Annotated in this window: 14 protein-coding genes; 10 read left to right on the top strand and 4 right to left on the bottom strand. The window is 47.8% G+C overall.

From position 1 onward, the window contains the following. Positions 1-4: 4 nt before the first annotated feature. Entirely contained in the window at positions 5-709 is a 705-nt protein-coding gene (locus tag QFZ51_RS18630; protein WP_079471858.1) for a hypothetical protein, read from the top strand. A 45-nt stretch (positions 710-754) separates the two neighbouring features. Then, on the top strand, positions 755-3,181 hold the full coding sequence (locus tag QFZ51_RS18635; protein ID WP_429047919.1) for an AsmA family protein: 2,427 nt from the start codon (positions 755-757) through the stop codon (positions 3,179-3,181). 44 nt (positions 3,182-3,225) lie between these two features. On the opposite strand, the gene QFZ51_RS18640 is transcribed toward QFZ51_RS18635, so the two are convergent. Next, the gene (locus QFZ51_RS18640; protein WP_429047921.1) at positions 3,226-4,530 is read right to left on the bottom strand and encodes an O-acetylhomoserine aminocarboxypropyltransferase/cysteine synthase family protein; all 1,305 of its coding nucleotides are present in this window, start codon (positions 4,528-4,530) and stop codon (positions 3,226-3,228) included. A 153-nt stretch (positions 4,531-4,683) separates the two neighbouring features. Between QFZ51_RS18640 and QFZ51_RS18645 the strand changes: the two genes are divergently transcribed. From QFZ51_RS18645 to QFZ51_RS18665, 5 genes are read left to right on the top strand one after another with little or no spacing between them, the layout of a single operon-like run. Continuing rightward, complete coding sequence (locus tag QFZ51_RS18645) at positions 4,684-6,057, top strand: 3' terminal RNA ribose 2'-O-methyltransferase Hen1 (protein WP_429047922.1); 1,374 nt, start codon at positions 4,684-4,686, stop codon at positions 6,055-6,057. Beyond that, a complete protein-coding gene (locus tag QFZ51_RS18650) occupies positions 6,054-6,815 on the top strand; it encodes a nucleotidyltransferase domain-containing protein (protein ID WP_429047924.1) in 762 nt (253 codons plus the stop codon). Before QFZ51_RS18645 ends, QFZ51_RS18650 begins: the two co-directional genes overlap by 4 nt. Beyond that, entirely contained in the window at positions 6,805-7,881 is a 1,077-nt protein-coding gene (locus QFZ51_RS18655) for a DNA polymerase beta superfamily protein (protein WP_429047926.1), read from the top strand. The genes QFZ51_RS18650 and QFZ51_RS18655 overlap by 11 nt, the downstream gene beginning before the upstream one ends. After that, positions 7,865-10,468 carry a polynucleotide kinase-phosphatase gene (locus QFZ51_RS18660; protein WP_429047928.1) on the top strand — a complete coding sequence of 868 codons (2,604 nt, stop codon included), beginning with the start codon at positions 7,865-7,867 and terminating at the stop codon, positions 10,466-10,468. The genes QFZ51_RS18655 and QFZ51_RS18660 overlap by 17 nt, the downstream gene beginning before the upstream one ends. Before the next feature lie 37 nt (positions 10,469-10,505). Beyond that, entirely contained in the window at positions 10,506-11,456 is a 951-nt protein-coding gene (locus QFZ51_RS18665) for an NADP-dependent oxidoreductase (RefSeq protein ID WP_429047930.1), read from the top strand. A gap of 234 nt (positions 11,457-11,690) precedes the next feature. On the opposite strand, the gene manA is transcribed toward QFZ51_RS18665, so the two are convergent. After that, positions 11,691-12,893 (bottom strand): mannose-6-phosphate isomerase, class I, encoded by a 1,203-nt coding sequence (manA, locus tag QFZ51_RS18670; protein ID WP_429047931.1) that lies wholly within the window; start codon positions 12,891-12,893, stop codon positions 11,691-11,693. 148 nt (positions 12,894-13,041) lie between these two features. Between manA and QFZ51_RS18675 the strand changes: the two genes are divergently transcribed. Next, on the top strand, positions 13,042-13,392 hold the full coding sequence (locus tag QFZ51_RS18675; protein WP_429047932.1) for a YraN family protein: 351 nt from the start codon (positions 13,042-13,044) through the stop codon (positions 13,390-13,392). A gap of 606 nt (positions 13,393-13,998) precedes the next feature. Here the strand turns inward: QFZ51_RS18675 and purB are convergent. Then, positions 13,999-15,336, bottom strand: coding sequence for an adenylosuccinate lyase (gene purB, locus QFZ51_RS18680; protein ID WP_429047934.1), 1,338 nt, complete (start codon positions 15,334-15,336; stop codon positions 13,999-14,001). Between the two features lie 142 nt (positions 15,337-15,478). Here purB and QFZ51_RS18685 point away from each other — a divergent pair, with 142 nt between their 5' ends. Next, a complete protein-coding gene (locus QFZ51_RS18685; protein WP_429047936.1) occupies positions 15,479-16,231 on the top strand; it encodes a menaquinone biosynthetic enzyme MqnA/MqnD family protein in 753 nt (250 codons plus the stop codon). Positions 16,232-16,635: 404 nt separating this feature from the next. Beyond that, on the top strand, positions 16,636-17,295 hold the full coding sequence (locus tag QFZ51_RS18690; protein ID WP_429047938.1) for an NADPH-dependent F420 reductase: 660 nt from the start codon (positions 16,636-16,638) through the stop codon (positions 17,293-17,295). 55 nt (positions 17,296-17,350) lie between these two features. Here the strand turns inward: QFZ51_RS18690 and QFZ51_RS18695 are convergent, their stop codons facing one another. Further along, positions 17,351-18,982, bottom strand: coding sequence for a M1 family metallopeptidase (locus QFZ51_RS18695; RefSeq protein WP_429047939.1), 1,632 nt, complete (start codon positions 18,980-18,982; stop codon positions 17,351-17,353). Positions 18,983-19,023: the final 41 nt, after the last annotated feature.

The following is a 19,023-nucleotide window of genomic DNA, read 5'->3' on the forward strand; positions in this document are numbered from 1 at the left end:
TAGTATGTCATTTATTGATAACAGTTTATTGCTAACGGCAGTTACTATCAGCTGTCTTCATACGGCCTCCGGACCGGATCATTACGTGCCCTTCATCGTTTTTTCCCGCACCCGGAAATGGTCGGTGGCTAAAACTATTGGGTGGACGGCCCTCTGCGGCCTCGGACATGTAATGAGCTCACTCGTGATCGGGATGATTGGCGTAGTACTGGGCTGGCAGCTGTCGCGTTTTACCGCCATCACAGAAGTGCGTGGCGGCATTGCGGGATGGGCATTGCTGATATTGGGGCTTTTCTACCTCATATGGGGATTGTATAAAGCCATCGCCAACAGGCCGCACAAACATTTTGATGTATATGACGACGGCGATATGTATGTTTATCAGCATCGGCACAATGAAGCCTATGTAGCGCCACAGAAAAGGATCCGCGTAACGCCCTGGATACTGTTCGTAATATTCGTAATGGGCCCGTCGGAGCCTTTGTTGCCGTTATTGTTTTATCCGGCCGCGCAACAATCTGTACCCGGCATCGTAATGCTGATAGCTACTTTTACGTTCTTTACCATCCTCACCATGATCATCATGGTACTGTTGGGATACTACGGGTTTTCCCTAATGAAACCCGTAGCCACAGAAAGATATATGGCCGCCATCAGCGGCGCTGCTGTTACACTCTGCGGAACAGGCATGGTTTTTATGGGTTGGTGAACTGTTTGGCAGCTCAAGCTGTTATAGCAAATAAACCTTTACCACATGAAGAAATGGCTCAGGATCATCCTTATTACCGGCGGTATATTTATAGCACTCCTGGTGCTGTTAATCCTGGGTATGACCTGGTACATACATGCGAATAAAGACAATTTCCTCAAACAGATCACTGCCCAGCTAAATGATCACCTGAGCGGAAATATCCGCATCGCGGATATGGAACCTTCCCTCTGGAAGAGCTTTCCCAGTGTGTCTATCGCCCTGAAAAAAGTAGTGCTGGAAGACAGCCTCTTTCAGCAGCATCATCACCCATTGCTGGATGTTGACTACATTTTCGTACGGGTAAACACGTTATCACTGTTACGCAAACACGTAAATGTAAATGAAATCACCCTGCAGGATGGTACCATCTTCCTGTATACAGATACCACCGGCTATTCCAACACGTATGTACTTCAACGGAAGTCAGCCGCAAAGAAAAACAACGGCTCAAAAGATGCCAGCATTAAAAAGCTGATGTTAACGAACATCAGTTTTATAATAGATAACCGGCAGAAGTTTAAACTATTCCACCTGGATGTACGCCAGCTGGACGGTAAGGTGAGCGCCACCGACAGTAGTATCCAGTTTACAATGATATCGGATATCCTGTCTAAAAGTTTTGCTTTTAACACCGTTAAAGGAAGTTATCTGAAAGATAAAAAAATGCAGTTGAACCTCTCCGTGATCTTCAACAAACGCACAAAGATCCTGCACATACCACAACAGGAAATCCGTATAGATGACCACCCGTTGCTCATTGCAGGGCAGTTTGGGTTTGGAGAAAAACCACCACCGTTCCAGTTGAAAATTAATGCCAACCAGGTATTACTGCATGATGCCGCCACCTGGCTGCCGCCTGCCATCAGCTCCAAATTAAACAGCATTACCCTCACAAAGCCGCTGGATGCAGAAGCTAACCTCAACGGTTATATGAAATACAGGGACACCCCCAAAGTGCTCATTACCTGGAAAACCACCAACAATGTAATGGTAACTACAATGGGCGAATGGACCAACTGTAATTTCACGGGGAGATTTAATAACGAAGTATTACCGGGACAAGGCCACACTGATGAAAATTCTGCCGTTAATATTTTCCAGTTGAGCGCCACGCTGGCAGGTGTACCGCTAAAAGCAGACACCATCCGGGTGGTAAACCTGAAACAACCATTACTGCACGGACATTTCCGGTCGGATTTTCCGTTGACCAACCTGAACAGCGAGACAGGGGAAAGCCCGATATTGTTCAAAGACGGCAACGCCAATGCAGATCTATACTACACGGGGCCCGTGCTTAACAGCGATAATACGCCTTCGTCCCTGCAAGGGGTAGTACAGGTAAAACAAGGGGCATTTACCTACTTGCCGCGTAACTTATCTTTTCATGATGCCAACGCCACCCTGCGCTTTACAGGGCAGGATCTGATGCTGGAAAATGTGCATATACAAACACAGAAAAGTAACCTGCAGATGGACGGCATGGTGAAGAACCTGTTGAACCTCTATTTTACTACGCCGGATAAAATTGAACTCACCTGGAATATCCGCAGCCAGCTGGTAGACCTTAATGAGTTCAAGAGCTTCCTGGCACCACGGCAAAAAGTTAAACCAACCCGCACCCAGCAGAAAGCAAAAATGACCCGGGTAAACCGGCAACTGGATGTAGTACTGGCTTCCAGTAATGTAAACATGCTGGTGCAGCTGGATAAGGTTACCTATCAGCGCTTTAATGCACAAAATGTAAAAGCATCTGTACAGCTAACGAATACGGATATACTGTTAAAACAAATTGCCCTGCAACATGCAGGCGGAAATATGCAGATGGCCGGGGTGCTCCACCAGCAAGGGAATAACAACAACTTTAACATAAACGCCACGGTGAACAATGTGCACATCAGCCAGCTGTTTTACGCATTCGATAACTTCGGCTTGTCGGCCCTGAAATCAGATAACCTGAGAGGCAATGTATCGGCAAAGGTGAACCTGAAAGGTAATGTGCTGGATAATGGAAGTCTTGCTAAAAACTCGCTCTACGGTACTATTAACTTTAACCTGAAGAACGGTGCACTCATCAATTTCGGCCCGCTTGCAGACATTGGTAACTTCGCCTTCCGCAAACGCCGCCTCGATAGTATCACCATCGATAACCTGTCAAGTACCTTCCAGGTGGAGGGAAATAAAATACTGATTCCACCTATGCGCATCGCTTCCAGCGCCATCAATATTGATGTGAACGGGGTATACGGAATAACCGGAGGTACGAATATCAACCTGGATATTCCATTGAGGAACCCCGCAAAAGATTCGGCCATTACCGACAAAGCAGAGAAGCGCAAACGCAGCAGGAAAGGAATTGTGGTGCACCTGCGTGCCGTTTCGGAAAAGGATGGCAAAGTAAAGATCAAGCTGGGCAAAGGAAATGATGACTAGAAAGTGGCTTCTGTGAATCATCACAAAAGCCACCATCACTATTTCTAAGCCACCGTTTGGAAGGCCTGTTCAAGATCTCCTTTAATATCACTGATATGTTCAATGCCCAGCGAAATGCGCAGCACGCCCGGCGCTACACCCGCTTTCTTTTGTTCTTCCTCGCTCAGTTGCTGATGAGTGGTAGTAGCCGGATGGATGATCAGCGTTTTGGAATCGCCTACATTAGCGAGGTGGTAAATTAACTTTAACGCCTGTACGAATTTATCAGCTACTTCTTTTCCTCCTTTGATCTTAAAGCTCAATACACCGCCAAAGCCGTTTTGCAGGTACTTCTTCCCCAGTGCATGGTATTTGTTGTCGGGCAAACCAGGATAGTTTACAGATTCCACCTGAGGATGCGCTTGCAGCCACTGTGCCAGCGCCAGTGCATTATCTACCGTCCGCTGTACCCGGAGGGAGAGGGTTTCCAGCCCCTGCAGGAACAGGAAAGAGTTTTGTGGCGCCAGTGCCGGTCCCCAGCTGCGCAAGCCGGCCACACGTGCCCTGATAATGTAGGCAATGTTGCCAAACGGGCTGTGGGAGCCGAATACTTCCCAGAATTTCATGCCATGATACGCCTCATCAGGCTCGCTGAACTGCACAAACTTACCATTGCCCCAGTTATAGTTGCCACCATCGACAATAATACCGCCAATACTGGTGCCATGCCCGCCAATCCATTTGGTGGCTGCTTCTACCACTACGTTGGCGCCGTGTTCCAGCGGACGGGCCAGGTAACCCGCTGCGCCAAATGTATTATCCACTACCAGCGGAATATCGTGCTTGCGCGCTATGGCACTGATCTTTTCAAAATCAGGAATGGCAAACCCCGGGTTACCGATGGTTTCCACGTAAAGCGCTTTTGTATTGGCATCAATCAATGCTTCAAAACTCTCCGGGTTATCAAGATCCGCAAAACGCGCCTCTACGCCAATACGCTTGAAACTTACTTTAAACTGGTTAAAAGTGCCGCCATACAAATAGGAAGAGGTTACAAAATTATCTCCCGGTAACAGGATATTATGCAGGGCAATAAACTGGGCTGCCTGCCCCGAAGCCACTGCCAGCGCGCCCACGCCGCCCTCCAGTGCCGCCACTCTCTTCTCAAATACATCCGTGGTGGGGTTCATAATACGGGTATAAATGTTACCAAACTGCTTCAACTGAAACAGATCCGCCGCATGTTCTGCACTCTCAAAAGTATAAGACGTGGTTTGGTAAATAGGCACTGCGGCAGCATGGGTAGAGGATTCAGGCTGATAACCCGCATGCACCTGTAAAGTGTCAAAATGTAATGGCTTACTGGACATAACCGGAAAGTTTAAAGGTTTGAGTATAAGTCTACAAATATAGTAGACTAATTGCAATAACAAAATATTTTAACATGGTTCTCACACAAAAAATAATATCTTCGGCAGCATAATTACAAAATGCATGTTTACGTGAAGAAACGCAGTTGACCGATGTTATTAACTATTACCACCAAACGTTACCCCGCCACAGACCTGGGCTACCTGTTGCATAAACATCCCGCTAAAGTACAAACCGTTGAACTGACCGCAGGGAGTGCACACATCTTTTACCCGGAAGCAACCGACCATGCCTGCACCGCCGCTTTACTGCTGGACATTGATCCTGTAAGACTGGTACGTGGAAACGGTAACGGCCACGACTTTGCACTGGAACAATATGTAAACGACCGCCCGTATGTGGCCTCGTCGTTTATGAGCGCCGCCATCTCTCAAGCCTTCGCCACCGCCATGAACGGGCGTTGTAAAGATAAGCCACACCTGGTAGATGAAGCCATTCCGTTTGAAATTGGCCTGTCCGTGTTACCGGTGAAAGGCGGCGAACCTTTACTCCGACAATTCTTTGAGCCACTGGGCTATGAAGTAACGGTACAATCGCACCTGCTGGATGAACAATATCCCGAATGGGGGCAGAGTCGCTATTTCAATGTAACACTCCGCCACACATTGCCGCTGAAAACAATCCTCAGACACCTGTATATCCTGGTGCCGGTTTGTGACAACGACAAACATTATTTCGTGGGCGGCCATGAAATTGAAAAGCTGATGGAGAAAGGAGAGGGCTGGCTGGATACACATCCTGCCAAAGAACTCATTACCCGCCGCTACCTCCGGAATATCGCACCACTCGCAAAACAGGCGCTGGAGCTGATCATGAAGGATGAAGTATTACCGGTAGAAGAAAAACCGGCAAAAGATAAAGTGAAACTGCACGATCTCCGCCTGCTAACGGTAAGGGATATACTCCTGGAACTAAACGTGTCCACCGTGGCAGACATGGGCTGCGGAGAAGGCAAGCTGCTCCGCCTCCTGGTGGAAAAAACACAGTTCAAAAAGATCCTGGGAATGGATGTAAGCTACCGATCACTGGAAATTGCACAGGATAAACTGAAACTGGACCGCCTGCCTGAAATGCAGCGTAACCGTATACAACTCATCCAGGGATCACTAACGTACAGGGATAAACGACTGGAAGGTTTTGATGCCGGCGTATTGGTGGAAGTGATAGAACACCTGGACGAATCCCGCCTGTCAGCCCTGGAAAAAGTAGTTTTTGAATATGCACGGCCTGCCCATGTGATCATGACCACCGTAAATGCAGAATATAACGTGATGTATGAAAAGCTTGCTGCTGGCTCATTCCGGCACGGCGATCACCGTTTTGAATGGACGCGCGCAGAATTTGAAACATGGGCCAACCGCGTAGCCGCACAATTTGGCTATATTGTATCCTTCAGACCACTTGGAGAAACAGATGAAACACTGGGAGGACCCAGCCAGCTGGCATTATTTAAACGATCATTATGAGAGACATTATATTAGAGAAGATAGAGGAACTGGAACAACAACACCAGGTAAAAGTATTATATGCCTGCGAATCCGGTAGCCGCGCATGGGGTTTTGAATCGCCCGACAGCGACTACGATGTGCGCTATATTTACACCCGGCACAGGGATAGCTACCTGAGTATCACGGAACCACGGGATGTGATTGAATTACCGGTAGATGAAGTACTGGACGTAAGCGGATGGGATATCCGCAAAGGATTACAGCTGTTCCTGAAATCCAATGCTCCCCTGTACGAATGGTTACAGTCGCCCATCATCTACAAGGAAGAAACGGACTTTAAGCAAACCCTCACAAGCCTGATGGGGAAGTATTTCTCGCCACGCTCAGGTTGTCATCATTACCTGTCTATGGCCTTTAATGTTTTCTCCAACGAATTACAGGGAGAAGCCATTAAACTGAAGAAGTACTTTTATGTATTGCGCCCTATGCTGGCCTGCCAGTGGATCCTTGCCGGTAAAGGAGTGCCGCCGATGGAATTGGCGCCGCTGCGTACCTTAATCAAAGATGATAGCATCCAGGCCGTTATCGACAAACTGCTGGAATTAAAAGCCACCGCAGATGAGCAAGCCACGGTAGCGCCTGATGAAACATTGCATCAGTGGATGGCATATACTTTGGAAGATTGCAAAATGCAGGCTGCTGAACTGCCCGCTATAAAAAACGATACCGCGGAACTGGATACGCTTTTCCGGAAATATATTTCGTATGACTTTTGAAGCACTGCAACAACAACGGGAATATATCCTGCTGGAATGCATCAGCGGCAGCAGGGCATATAACCTCCAGGTACCCACCTCAGATACAGATATCAAAGGCGTGTTCATATTACCGCAACGTGAACTGTATGGGATGATCTACACACCGCAGGTGGCCAATCAAAGCAACGACGAAGTATATTTTGAAATAAAACGCTTCCTGGAACTACTGGATAAAAACAATCCTAATATCCTGGAACTGCTGAGTACCGCCAACGGCAACCAGTTGTTCCGGCATCCGCTGATGAACCTCATTCAGCCCCGCGACTTCCTGTCAAAACTTTGTCTGGAAACCTTTGCAGGCTATGCCAAAACACAGATAAAGAAAGCCCGCGGACTGAACAAAAAGATCAATCAGTCGCACGGAACAGAACGGAAAAACATCACCGAGTTTTGTTACGTGATTGCCGGCAGCCGGAGCATTCCCTTACGGGAATGGATGCACGAAAATGATCTTCTGCAAAGTGACTGCGGGCTCGCACGGATAGATCACTTCCGCGATGTTTATGCGTTGTACCATACCAGCCAGTTTGAACCCGGCGTTACCTTTAAAGGTATTTTCTCCGGTGCAGATGCGAACGACGTACAACTCAGCAGCATCCCGAAAGGACCGGATCCGTTGGCGATTATGCAGTTTAACAAAGATGGCTATACGGTATATTGCAAAGACTTTGCAGCCTACTGGGAATGGGTGGAACTCCGCAATGAAGCCCGCTATGAGCATAATAAAGAACTGGGGGCAGACTACGACAGCAAACACATGATGCATACTTTCCGTCTGCTCACCATGGCAGAAGAGATTGCATTATACAAGGAAGTGCGCGTTTACCGCAACGACCGCGATTTCCTGCTTCGTATCCGCAACGGTGAGTTCACGTATGAGGAATTGCTGGATATGGCTGCCCAAAAATTAAATGACATGGAACAGCTGTATGCTGCCTCTGATCTTCCGGATCACCCGGACCCGGAACTGGCAGCAAAGCTGTTAATCAGCATAAGAGACGAATTTTATGTCCCGAAGAAATAGACAATTATCACATATCTCCCTGCCGGAACTTTCACTGGTATTATTGATCGGCCCTTCAGGCGCCGGCAAGTCTACCTTTGCCCGCCGCTTTTTCAAGCCCACCGAAATTATTTCGTCTGATGTTTGCCGCGGTTTGATCAGCGATGATGAAAATAACCAGGCTGTTACTACCGATGCTTTTGAAGTAGTCAGGTTTATAGCCGCGAAGCGATTGAAACTGGGGCTGCTTACCGTGATCGACGCCACCAATGTTCAGCCGGAAACCCGCAAAGAATGGGTGCGGCTGGCCCGTGAGTATCATGTATTGCCGGTAGCAATTGTGCTTAATATGGCAGAGAAAGTATGCCAGGAGCGCAACCAGCTGCGGAGCGACCGTAACTTCGGTGCGCATGTGATTCCGCAGCAGATCAGTCAGCTCCGGCGCGGTATCCGTTACCTCCGGGAAGAAGGTTTCCGGCATATATTTGAACTGCACTCGCCGGAAGAAGTGGAACAGCTGGAAACAGTTATCCGTAACCCGCTCTACAATAATAAGAAAGATGAACACGGACCTTTTGATATCATAGGAGATGTACACGGGTGCTACGATGAGCTATGCACCTTGCTGGATACATTGGGTTACGAAGTAGATAAAGAAAACTGCAGCCTGATCAGCGCACCGCTCACTACTAACGCAGAGGGATACACGCGTTTCCGTAAACCTGTGTTTGTAGGCGACCTGGTAGATCGCGGCCCGAAATCACCGCAGGTATTGCGGTTGGTCATGAACATGATAAACAATGGCCTCGCGCTTTGTGTACCGGGAAACCACGACGCCAAACTGCTCCGCTACCTGAATGGAAAAAATGTGCAGCTGCGGCATGGCCTCGAAGCAACGGCGGCCCAACTGGCTGGCGAATCGCCGGAGTTCATCGCGGCGGTAAAACTCTTTTTAGATGGCCTTGTAAGTCATTATGTACTGGACGACGGTAAACTGGTAGTAGCACACGCCGGATTGAAAGAAAGCATGCAGGGGCGCGGTTCCGGCGCTGTAAGGGAGTTTTGTTTGTATGGGGAAACCACCGGTGAAACAGATGAATTCGGCCTGCCGGTAAGATATAACTGGGCGCTGGAATACAAAGGGAAGGCAATGGTGGTATATGGCCACACACCGGTTCCTGAAGCGAGATTTTTAAACAATACCATCGACATAGACACAGGTTGCGTATTTGGCGCTACCCTTACCGCATTGCGTTATCCCGAAAAAATATTGGTATCGGTACCGGCAAAAGAACAGTATGCAGCGCCGGCCCGGCCCATAGGCTATAATGCAGAAAGCGCGCTGACACTGGAGCAACAATATGATAACGTACTGGACATAGAAGATTTTATCGGGAAGAAAATACTGCAAACAAACTATAGCCATAGCATTACCATCCGGGAAGAGAACAACATTGCCGCATTGGAAGCAATGAGCCGCTTTGCCATCAACCCGCGTTGGCTTATATACCTGCCACCCACTATGTCGCCCGCTGAAACCAGCCGCGAAGAAGGAATGCTGGAGCACCCCGCAGAGGGCCTGCAGTATTATAGAGAAGCAGGAATAGCAAAAGTTATTTGTGAAGAGAAACATATGGGTTCCCGCGCTGTGGTAATAGTTTGCCGCGACGAGGCCACCGCCGTAAAACGTTTCGGTATTGCAGGCGGAGGTAACGGAGTAGTATATACGAGAACAGGTCGCAGCTTCTTCAGCGATAAACAAACAGAACAGGACTTCATTGCCCGCATCAACACAGCGCTGATCAACACCGGTTTTTACGAAACCTTTAACACCGACTGGGTATGCCTGGATACAGAATTGATGCCCTGGAGCGCAAAGGCGCAGGCATTGCTGCAAAACCAGTATGCCGCCGTAGGTACTGCTGCAGGCCAGGCGTTGCCCGTTGTGGTAGATGCATTACAGCAAGCCATTTCACAGGGCGTGCCGGCACAGGCGTTGCTGGAAAAATATTCCCGCCGCCTCAAGCAAACCAGCAGCTACGTAAAAGCATACCGCCAATATTGCTGGCCGGTGGCATCATTGGACGATTATAAGCTGGCGCCGTTCCATATCATGGCCACGGAAGGAAAAACGTATTTCGATAAAGACCATGAATGGCACCTGTCTGCCATAAAAAATATCTGCGCCGGAGATGAACAATTACTGCTGGCTACTCCCTTCCTGGAAGTGGAAATCGGTAATGAAGCCAGTGAAAAAGCAGCAGTCACCTGGTGGGAAAACCTTACCGCCGCCGGTGGCGAAGGCATGGTGATCAAGCCATCTGTTTTTGTTGCCCGCGATGCAAAAGGACTCATTCAGCCCGCCGTAAAGATCCGCGGAAAAGAATACCTGCGCATTATCTATGGTCCTGAATACGATGCGCCGGAAAACCTCCACCGTTTGCGCAGCCGCAAGCTATCTGGCAAACGTTCACTGGCGCTGCGCGAATTCGCACTGGGCCTCGAAGGGCTCGACCGGTTTGTAAATAATGCACCTTTACAGTCCGTACATCAATGCGTATTTGGTATTTTAGCGCTGGAGAGCGAACCGGTCGATCCGAGACTGTAATCATGAAAACATCTTTCTACATTAAAAAAACATAATTATGAAAGCCGTAGCCGTATCAAAATTCAAAGACATTCCTGAAGTGATGGACCTGCCGAAACCCGTAGTACGACCAGGCACCGTGCTGATAAAAGTGGCCGCAGCGGGAATGAATCCGTTCGACTGGAAAATGATCGATGGCATTATGGACGACGGGAAAACCAAACACCAGTTTCCGCTCATCATGGGCGTAGATGGAGCCGGTACCATTGAAGAAGTGGGAGAGGGCGTTACCCGGTTTAAAGCAGGAGATAAGGTATACGGACAGTTTATTCATTCGCCCATCGGTGAAGGCTCCTATGCCGAATACGCCATTGTGCCGGAGAAATCCGGGCTTACCAAAGCGCCATCCAGCCTGTCGGCCGTGGAAGCGGCAGCGGTGCCTACCTCCGGTATGACCGCCCAGCAATTACTGGATAAACTGGATCTCCAGGAAGGAAATACGCTGCTGATCAACGGCGCCACCGGCGGTGTTGGCTCGTTTGCAGTACAACTGGCCGCCGCCCAGGGCTTACAGGTAATTGCCACTGTATCAGACGATGCGGGCGCTGAAAGAATGAAGAAACTGGGCGCCACCATCACCATCAACTATAAAGAAGCGCCGTTAACGCAACAGGTAAAGGAAAAGTTCCCACAGGGACTCGACGGCCTGATCGACCTGGTAAGCAACGCCGCCGCATTTGAGGCAAACCTGGATCTGCTGAAACCAGGCAGCGCAGCCCTTACCACCATGTTCGTAGCAAAGGAAGATGCGCTGAAAGACCGGAACATCCGCGGAGGCAACTTCGAAACACAAGGCAGCGCCGCCTCACTGGATACCCTCACATTAGCCATTGACCGGGGCGCACTCACCATCCCCGTAGAAAATAAAATCAAACTGGAAGACGTTCCGGCCGCCATAGCCCTGAGCCGTCAGGCGAAAGGCAAAGGGAAAACCGTGATCGTTATTTGACGACGCGGAGGTTGTCTTGAGCACTGATTACGCTGATTATACTGATTAGTTGGATTTTTACTTTTGGATTTTTTTTGATTTCTTAGATTTTCTTAAATAATAATTAAGGGAGATATAAGCGGCTATATTCGCTTATATCTCCCTTAATCCTTTAAAATCCAAATTGATCAATCCCTTAATCAGTATAATCAGCGTAATCAGTGCTCAAGACAACCTCCGCATCGCCGGAGGCGATCAGATACCCGCTGTTGCCTTGAACAGCTCCGCTCCGCTGTCAGTGCTGATCTCGTAGGTGGCGCCGTAGGCGGTGAAAGCGCATTGCCCTTTTTGCAGCGCCAGTGTATCCTCACCTTTAATGGTGGCGTTGCCTTTCATTACAATCAGTATTTCCGCGGCTTTGGCGGTGTGTTTATACACTTGTCCGGCAGTGAGATCGATTTTACTTACCGCAAAATCCGGCGCCGGGGAAGGATATATTCTCTCCAGGCCATCAGCGCTTACATCGCCTTTAATGATATTCGGATGCACGCCCTCAAAACGGGTATGCTTCAGGAGTTCCGGTACGTCCACATGTTTCGGGGTAAGACCGCCGCGCAGTACATTGTCTGAATTGGCCATCAGCTCTACGTTCTGGCCTTCCAGGTAAGCATGCGGGATGCCGGCGTCCTGGAATACCGCATCACCCGGTTGCACCTGCATGATATTAAAGAAGTAAATAGAGAAGATACCACGATCCAGTTTTTCCCTGCTGTTAGGGTCGTTTAAAACCGCACGGGCGGCCCAGAAGCCAGGATCGGTTTTCGACAGCTTATTGGCTTTGTAAGGAAGGATCAGGCGGTCTGTCAGCGGGCGGAGAAGGATGTTCACCAGCGACTGCGGCATTTCCATTACATTTTTATACAGGCCATAATAACTTTCTTTTTCGTATATGCTTACCAGTGAAGTGAATTCCGGAACGGTTTTCAGCACTTCCAGCAATTGTTCATGCGGTAAGAAGCCATGAAGGAGATAGAACTCACTCAGGGCCACCATAATTTCAGGTTTATGGTTATCGTCTTTGTAGTTACGGTTAGGGGCGCTCAATGGAATGCCTTCAGCATTTTCTCTTGCAAAACCTTTCTCCGCTTCACTTTTGGTAGGATGTACCTGGATAGATAACATGTCTTTTACATCCAGGATCTTAAAAAGAAAAGGCAGCTCCTTGAATCGTTCCCATACCGCAGGCCCGGTAATGTTGGCCGGATCCTGGCCGATCAGTTCATTCAGCGGCAGTTGTCCGCTGGCGGTAGTAACAGTGGATGGTGCGCTGGGATGCGCGCCCATCCAGTATTCTGCACTGGGCTGATTTGAAGGGGCTATTCCCAACAGCTCAGGAATATAGTTGTGTCCGCCCCATGCGTAGTGCTGTACTTTTCCTTCCAGTCTGAATAAGTTCATATATAGTAATCTGTTTTTACTTGTTAAATACCAGGGAATCGATAATTTTATATGCCTGCAAAAATAGGTGTTAAGTGTAAATAATTCCCCCGCACCGGGAAGTAAATTATTCAGGCAGTTGTTTGTGATAACCCAAACCCAATAACAAATGGTCAATCATCTGTCCCTGGGGCAACAGGGCGAGTCAATTGCACAGGCTTATGTTCGCCGGTATTGTGATATCCTGCATGTAAACTGGAAATCCGGCAGGAGGGAAATCGATATCATCGCCCGGAAAAGTGAACAGATTTATTTCATAGAAGTAAAAACACGCAGCACAGATCGTTTCGGCTGGCCCGAAGAAGCAGTGAACGCCCGCAAGGAAGAACATATCCGCAGTGTGGCAACTGATTACCTGCTGCATTATAACCTCAACCCGCCGGCCATCCGGTTTGATATTATTGCGATCACATTTTCCGGAGAAACGTACGAGCTGGAACACCTGAAGGACGTGTTTTAGGCAAACGCCTTTGGCGCGAAGGTTGTCTTGAGCACTGATTACGCTGATTATACTGATTTAAAGGATTGATCACTTTGGATTTTAAATGATTTGGGGAGATATAAGGGGATATTGTCGCTTATATCTCCCCAAATGATTTTAAAATCAAAAAATCAAAAAAAACAAAATCCAGTTAATCAGTATAATCAGCGTAATCAGTGCTCAAGACAAAATCCGCGTTAACCGCTTATTAACAAAAAAACGCCTGTGATAATTTTCTCATACTATGTTATTGCCTATCTTTGTAACAGCTTTTAGAACCTACCCCGAGTTGTTATACCCCCGGTATCCCGGTAGATGACAAGCAAACATTTTCTCTGAAAAGATCTGGTGCACTGGTCAGCGCGACCTATGCAGGCAGTTTATGTACATAACAGGAGAGATGGATAACGGCGATACCCGTAACAACAGAAAGGATAGGAGCGTAAAAATTAATACACATTTGACAGCGTTTGATTAACCGCGGCTATTACGCTACTAACGCATTGAACACCGTAAGTTGCTTTCGGGAGTCAGAAAGTAAAAAAAAGCTCCGTCTTATAAGACGGAGCTTTTATGTTTTTATGCTTACCACAAACCGGTGTAGTTGTGTGGTGTGATGGCTTTCAGTTCTTTTTTGAGGGCAGCGCTGATCTTCAGTCCGTCCACAAATTTATGCATACTTTTCTGTGTGATCTGTTCTCCGCCGCGGGTCAGCTCTTTCAGGGCTTCATATGGCTGCGGATAGTTTTCACGGCGTAATACGGTTTGAATAGCTTCTGCTACCACGGCCCAGTTATTTTCCAGGTCATCTTTCAGTTTAGCTTCATTCAGGATCAGTTTACCCAATCCTTTCTGGATAGATTTGGTAGCCAGTAAGGTGTGACCAAACGGAACACCGAGGTTACGCAATACAGTAGAATCGGTGAGGTCGCGCTGCAGGCGGGAAACAGGCAGCTTGGCGCTCAGGTGCTCAAACAGGGCGTTAGCCAGTCCGAGGTTACCTTCTGCATTTTCAAAATCAATGGGGTTTACTTTATGCGGCATCGCAGAAGAACCTACTTCATCCTTCTTGATCTTCTGTTTAAAGTAATCCATGGAGATATAAGTCCATATATCACGGCAGAAGTCCAGCAAAATAGTGTTGATCCGTTTCAACGCGTCAAATTGAGCGGAGATGTTGTCATAATGCTCAATTTGCGTGGTATACTTCATACGTTGCAGGCCCAGTGTGGTGTTCACAAACTTCTCCCCGAACTTTTCCCAGTTGATCTTCGGGAAAGCCACATGATGCGCGTTGAAGTTGCCGGTGGCGCCGCCAAACTTTGCAGCGAAAGGAATATGTCCCAGCAGGTTTACCTGTCCTTCGAGGCGTTCTACGAACACCAGGATCTCTTTACCCAAAATGGTGGGCGAGGCTGGCTGACCGTGGGTACGTGCCAGCATTGGCACTTTCATCCAGGATAAGCCAAGTTTTTTCAGCTCCAGGATCATATTGGCCAGCGCGGGCATGTACACGTGCTCTATGGCATCTTTCCACAGCAGTGGGGTAGCAGTATTGTTTACATCCTGTGAAGTAAGACCGAAATGCACCCACTCCAGTTTGTCTTCCAAACCCAGGTTCTTCAATTCATTCTTTAGAAAATATTCAACTGCCTTTACGTCGTGGTTGGTAATTTTCTCTGTGTCTTTGATCAGTTGTGCGTTCTCGATGGTGAACTCCTGGTAGATTTTACGCAGGGCAGGGAACTTGGCTTTCGGCAGCGTAAACAGCTTCTGCTCGGAGAGCGCAATAAAATATTCCACCTCTACCATCACACGGTAACGGATCAACGCAAATTCAGAAAAATAATTGGCCAGCTCGTCCAGTTGTTTGCGATAGCGCCCGTCCAGCGGAGAAATGGCAGTTAAAGGTTGTAGTTGCATAATGTATGTATTCCAGTATTACTATTAACATGTTTGAATGGCTGCAAGTTCTCCCTAAATCCTGATTTACAGGACCACAATTATTCATTTGGAACTTGTTAACCGGGATTTAATTACTTTTGCAGCTTCAAAATTACTGAAATTGGAACGGAAAGTAAAAGTTGCGGCTGTAAGTTATTTGAATACGAAGCCTTTATTGTATGGATTCAGGAATCATCCGGTGATGGAAATGATGGAATTATCGATGGATTATCCCGCTAAAATAGCCCAGCAGCTGATAGATGGAGAGGTAGACGTAGCACTGGTGCCGGTAGCCATTATCCCTAAATTGAAGGAATATCATATCATAGCAGATTATTGTATCGGAGCCGAAGGACCTGTGGCATCTGTTTGTTTATACAGCGAGGTGCCCTTAAACGAAATAAAACGTATTTACCTCGATTACCAGAGCCGTACCTCCGTAGCCTTACTCAAAGTACTGGTACGTGAATACTGGAAGCTTGGTGTGGAGTTTGTAGATACCAACGGGGATTACCAGGACAAAATCAGGGGAACTGACGCTGGTTTGGTGATCGGCGACCGCGCCCTGGAACAACGCACCGTTTCGCCATATATATACGACCTCGCTGAACACTGGGTGCGCTTTACCAGCCTGCCATTTGTATTCGCCGCCTGGATCAGTAATAAACAACTGCCCGCTGAGTTTATCACCGCATTTAACAACGCCACCGGCATCGGTATTCAGAACATCCCGGCAGTAGTGGCCGAAAACCCTTATGCAGTCTACGATCTTACCACTTATTATATTCATAATATCAGTTATCCGTTAACGCCCGCAAAGCGACAAGGCATGCAAAAATTCCTCGGATACCTGCTACAGGAGCTGGATACATGATCAAGTCCACGTCACCTCCACGTTACCTCCATGTTTAGCCCATGGCAAAGGCATGTATTAAGCATGTCCTAAGCGAGTGCCAGGGGAGATCTAAGCGTAGGCTGTCTTACTCAGGATTACGCTGATTTTATTGATTAAGGGATTTGAACACTTTGGATTCTATATGATTTTGGGAGATATAAGCGGATATATTGGCTTATATCTCCCAAAATCATAAAAGATATAATCAGTTAAATCAGCGTAATCCTGAGTAAGACAAAATCCGCTCACATCTCCCCAATAAATCCAAAAGTAAAATCAGTAAAATCAGCGTAATCAGCGAGAAAGACAACCTACGCTTAGTTCTCCCCAATTTTAAGTATCTTCATAATTCGCACTTAAAATTAATCTACTAATCTACGCTCATGAAAATCGGTATCCTTGGAAGCGGTCCCGTTGGTTTAACTCTTGGTAAAGGGCTTATTCAAACAGGACATCATGTTACAATCGGTACCCGTAATCCCTCGAGGGAATCTTTGCAGCAATGGATAAAGAAGCAGGGTAAGCAGGCTACGGCAGGCACTTTCAGACAGGCAGCCGAATTCGGGGAACTGTTGCTGATCTGCACCAGCTGGGCCGGTACCAAAAAAGCCATTGAAGCCGCCGGGATATGGAACTTTAAATCCAAAACAGTAGTGGATGTTACCAATCCACTCGATGGCAAAGGCCCCGATGAAAACGGACGACTCACCTTCACCATCGGTCACAACAACTCCGCAGGGGAACAAATACAAGCCTGGCTGCCGCCGGATGCCAATGTAGTAAAGGCACTCAGCTGTATTGGCCACGAAAAAATGCTGCTCCCGGAACTCAAAGAAGGAGCCCCTACCATGTTTATCGCCGGCAATAACAACGATGCGAAGCGCGAAGTCATCAACCTCCTGCACCAGATAGGCTGGCTCGATGTGGCAGATATGGGAAGGATAGAAATGAGCCGCAGTATTGAACCACTCTCTATTTTATGGGCCGCCTACGGGTTCCTGAATGACAGCACCGGTCACGCCTTCAAATTACTGAAACGATAAAATAAAAAGAGGGGTCTGCTATCAGCAGACCCCTCTTTTTATTTTGCACGCATCTTTATTTCACCTGCCTGGATTTAATATAGAAGTTTTTATCTACTTCAAAGTTCTTGAGGTCGCCTAAAGTAATATTGGAACTCCGCCATAAAGTGCCCGGGTATATCAGCTTAAACCCGCTATCACTCAGCTTCACTTTCACCGGCATATTAAAGTCTTTTACATCAGACACCCAGCGGTATTGGATCTGCTGACCATTGAAGCGGTACTCCAGTGTAGGAATAGTGGTATGACGCAGGTACTGGTCAAATACTTTATCCAGGTTCATACCTACTGCCTGGCTGATGTATTGTTCTACCTCCTGCGTGGTTACCGTTTGGTGATAGAATGTTTTGTTCAGCCCACGCAACATTTGGCGGAAGGCCTCGTCGTTTTCCATGATCTGCCGGATATTGTGCAGCATGTTGGCGCCTTTATAATACATATCACCGCTTCCCTCTGCATTAACACCATAAGGCGGAATGATGGGCACATCATTTAAAATATTCTTACGGATTCCCTGTACATATTCCTCAGCGGCCTTATGTCCATACTGGCATTCAGTAAAAAGAGTTTCGGAGTAGTTGGTAAAAGACTCATGGATCCACATGTCTGCCAGGTCTTTGCTGGTGATACTGTTGCCAAACCATTCGTGGCCACTTTCATGGATAATGAGGAAGTCCCATTTCAATCCCCAGCCGGTACCGGAAAGATCCCTGCCGGAATACCCCATGAGGTATTTGTTGCCATAAGCCACACCACTCTGGTGCTCCATACCCAGGAACGGTGCTTCTATCAGCTTGTAGCTGTCTTTATAAAAAGGATACTTGCCAAACCAGTATTCAAAGCATTTCAGCATAGGCTTCACTACTTTGAAATGTTCCCTTGCCTTGTCTTCATTATAATCCAATACCCAGAAACCAAGATCCAGTTTACCGCCTTCACCGTGCCAGGTATCTTTCATCTCTATATAATTACCTACGTTCACTGCTACGTCATAGTTGTTGATAGGGCTGCCTACATACCATACAAAGGTCCGGGTGCCATCGGGATTGTCGATGGTCTTTTTTAAACGGCCATTGGATACATCGGTGAGGTCGGCAGGAACGGTAACGCTGATGGTCATGTCTTCGGGCTCATCACTTTGTGTGTCTTTGTTGGGCCACCAGATGCTGGCGCCCAAACCCTGGCAGGCAGTGGCTATCCACGGACGGCCTTTGTCGTCTGTCGACCATACAACACCGCCATCCCACGGCGCTTTCAACGCCTTGCGGGGTTTGCCGCTGTAATACACGGTGATCTTTTTTGATTTATCTTTTACCTGTGGAATTGTCATTTTTATAAACCAGGCATTGCCGTCGCGGGTAAAGGTGAGCGGCTTCTTATCCTGCACCACGCTGTCTATCACCATCGGTATCTGCAGATCTATCTGCATCACTGAATCGGTTTTCAGCACCTCATAGGTAATCGTATTGAAACCGCTGAAGGTACTGTCGTCCGGGTTTACCTGTACATGGAGGTCGTAGCTGGTAACATCCCACCAGGCACGCTGAGGAGTAATACTGCCTCTCAGCGTATCAGCCCTGCTGAACTGTTGTGCCCCGGCAGTTAAAGTTGCCAGAAGGGCCATACAAAGCATCGGTATGCCGCGCATATTTATTCGTATATTTTAGCCTGAAAGATATTAATTTACTG

Origin of the sequence: Chitinophaga sp. W3I9, assembly GCF_050434025.1 — a bacterium.
Lineage (GTDB): Bacteria > Bacteroidota > Bacteroidia > Chitinophagales > Chitinophagaceae > Chitinophaga.

Excerpts from the sequence above, each read along its gene's own strand:
- QFZ51_RS18630 (WP_079471858.1), top strand. The coding sequence starts at position 5 with ATGTCATTTATTGATAACAGTTTATTGCTAACGGCAGTTACTATCAGC.
- manA (WP_429047931.1), bottom strand. The coding sequence starts at position 12,893 with ATGAACTTATTCAGACTGGAAGGAAAAGTACAGCACTACGCATGGGGC.
- QFZ51_RS18640 (WP_429047921.1), bottom strand. The coding sequence starts at position 4,530 with ATGTCCAGTAAGCCATTACATTTTGACACTTTACAGGTGCATGCGGGT.
- QFZ51_RS18645 (WP_429047922.1), top strand. The coding sequence starts at position 4,684 with ATGTTATTAACTATTACCACCAAACGTTACCCCGCCACAGACCTGGGC.
- QFZ51_RS18665 (WP_429047930.1), top strand. The coding sequence starts at position 10,506 with ATGAAAGCCGTAGCCGTATCAAAATTCAAAGACATTCCTGAAGTGATG.
- QFZ51_RS18655 (WP_429047926.1), top strand. The coding sequence starts at position 6,805 with ATGACTTTTGAAGCACTGCAACAACAACGGGAATATATCCTGCTGGAA.
- QFZ51_RS18635 (WP_429047919.1), top strand. The coding sequence starts at position 755 with ATGAAGAAATGGCTCAGGATCATCCTTATTACCGGCGGTATATTTATA.
- QFZ51_RS18675 (WP_429047932.1), top strand. The coding sequence starts at position 13,042 with ATGGTCAATCATCTGTCCCTGGGGCAACAGGGCGAGTCAATTGCACAG.
- QFZ51_RS18650 (WP_429047924.1), top strand. The coding sequence starts at position 6,054 with ATGAGAGACATTATATTAGAGAAGATAGAGGAACTGGAACAACAACAC.
- QFZ51_RS18695 (WP_429047939.1), bottom strand. The coding sequence starts at position 18,982 with ATGCGCGGCATACCGATGCTTTGTATGGCCCTTCTGGCAACTTTAACT.
- QFZ51_RS18660 (WP_429047928.1), top strand. The coding sequence starts at position 7,865 with ATGTCCCGAAGAAATAGACAATTATCACATATCTCCCTGCCGGAACTT.
- purB (WP_429047934.1), bottom strand. The coding sequence starts at position 15,336 with ATGCAACTACAACCTTTAACTGCCATTTCTCCGCTGGACGGGCGCTAT.
- QFZ51_RS18690 (WP_429047938.1), top strand. The coding sequence starts at position 16,636 with ATGAAAATCGGTATCCTTGGAAGCGGTCCCGTTGGTTTAACTCTTGGT.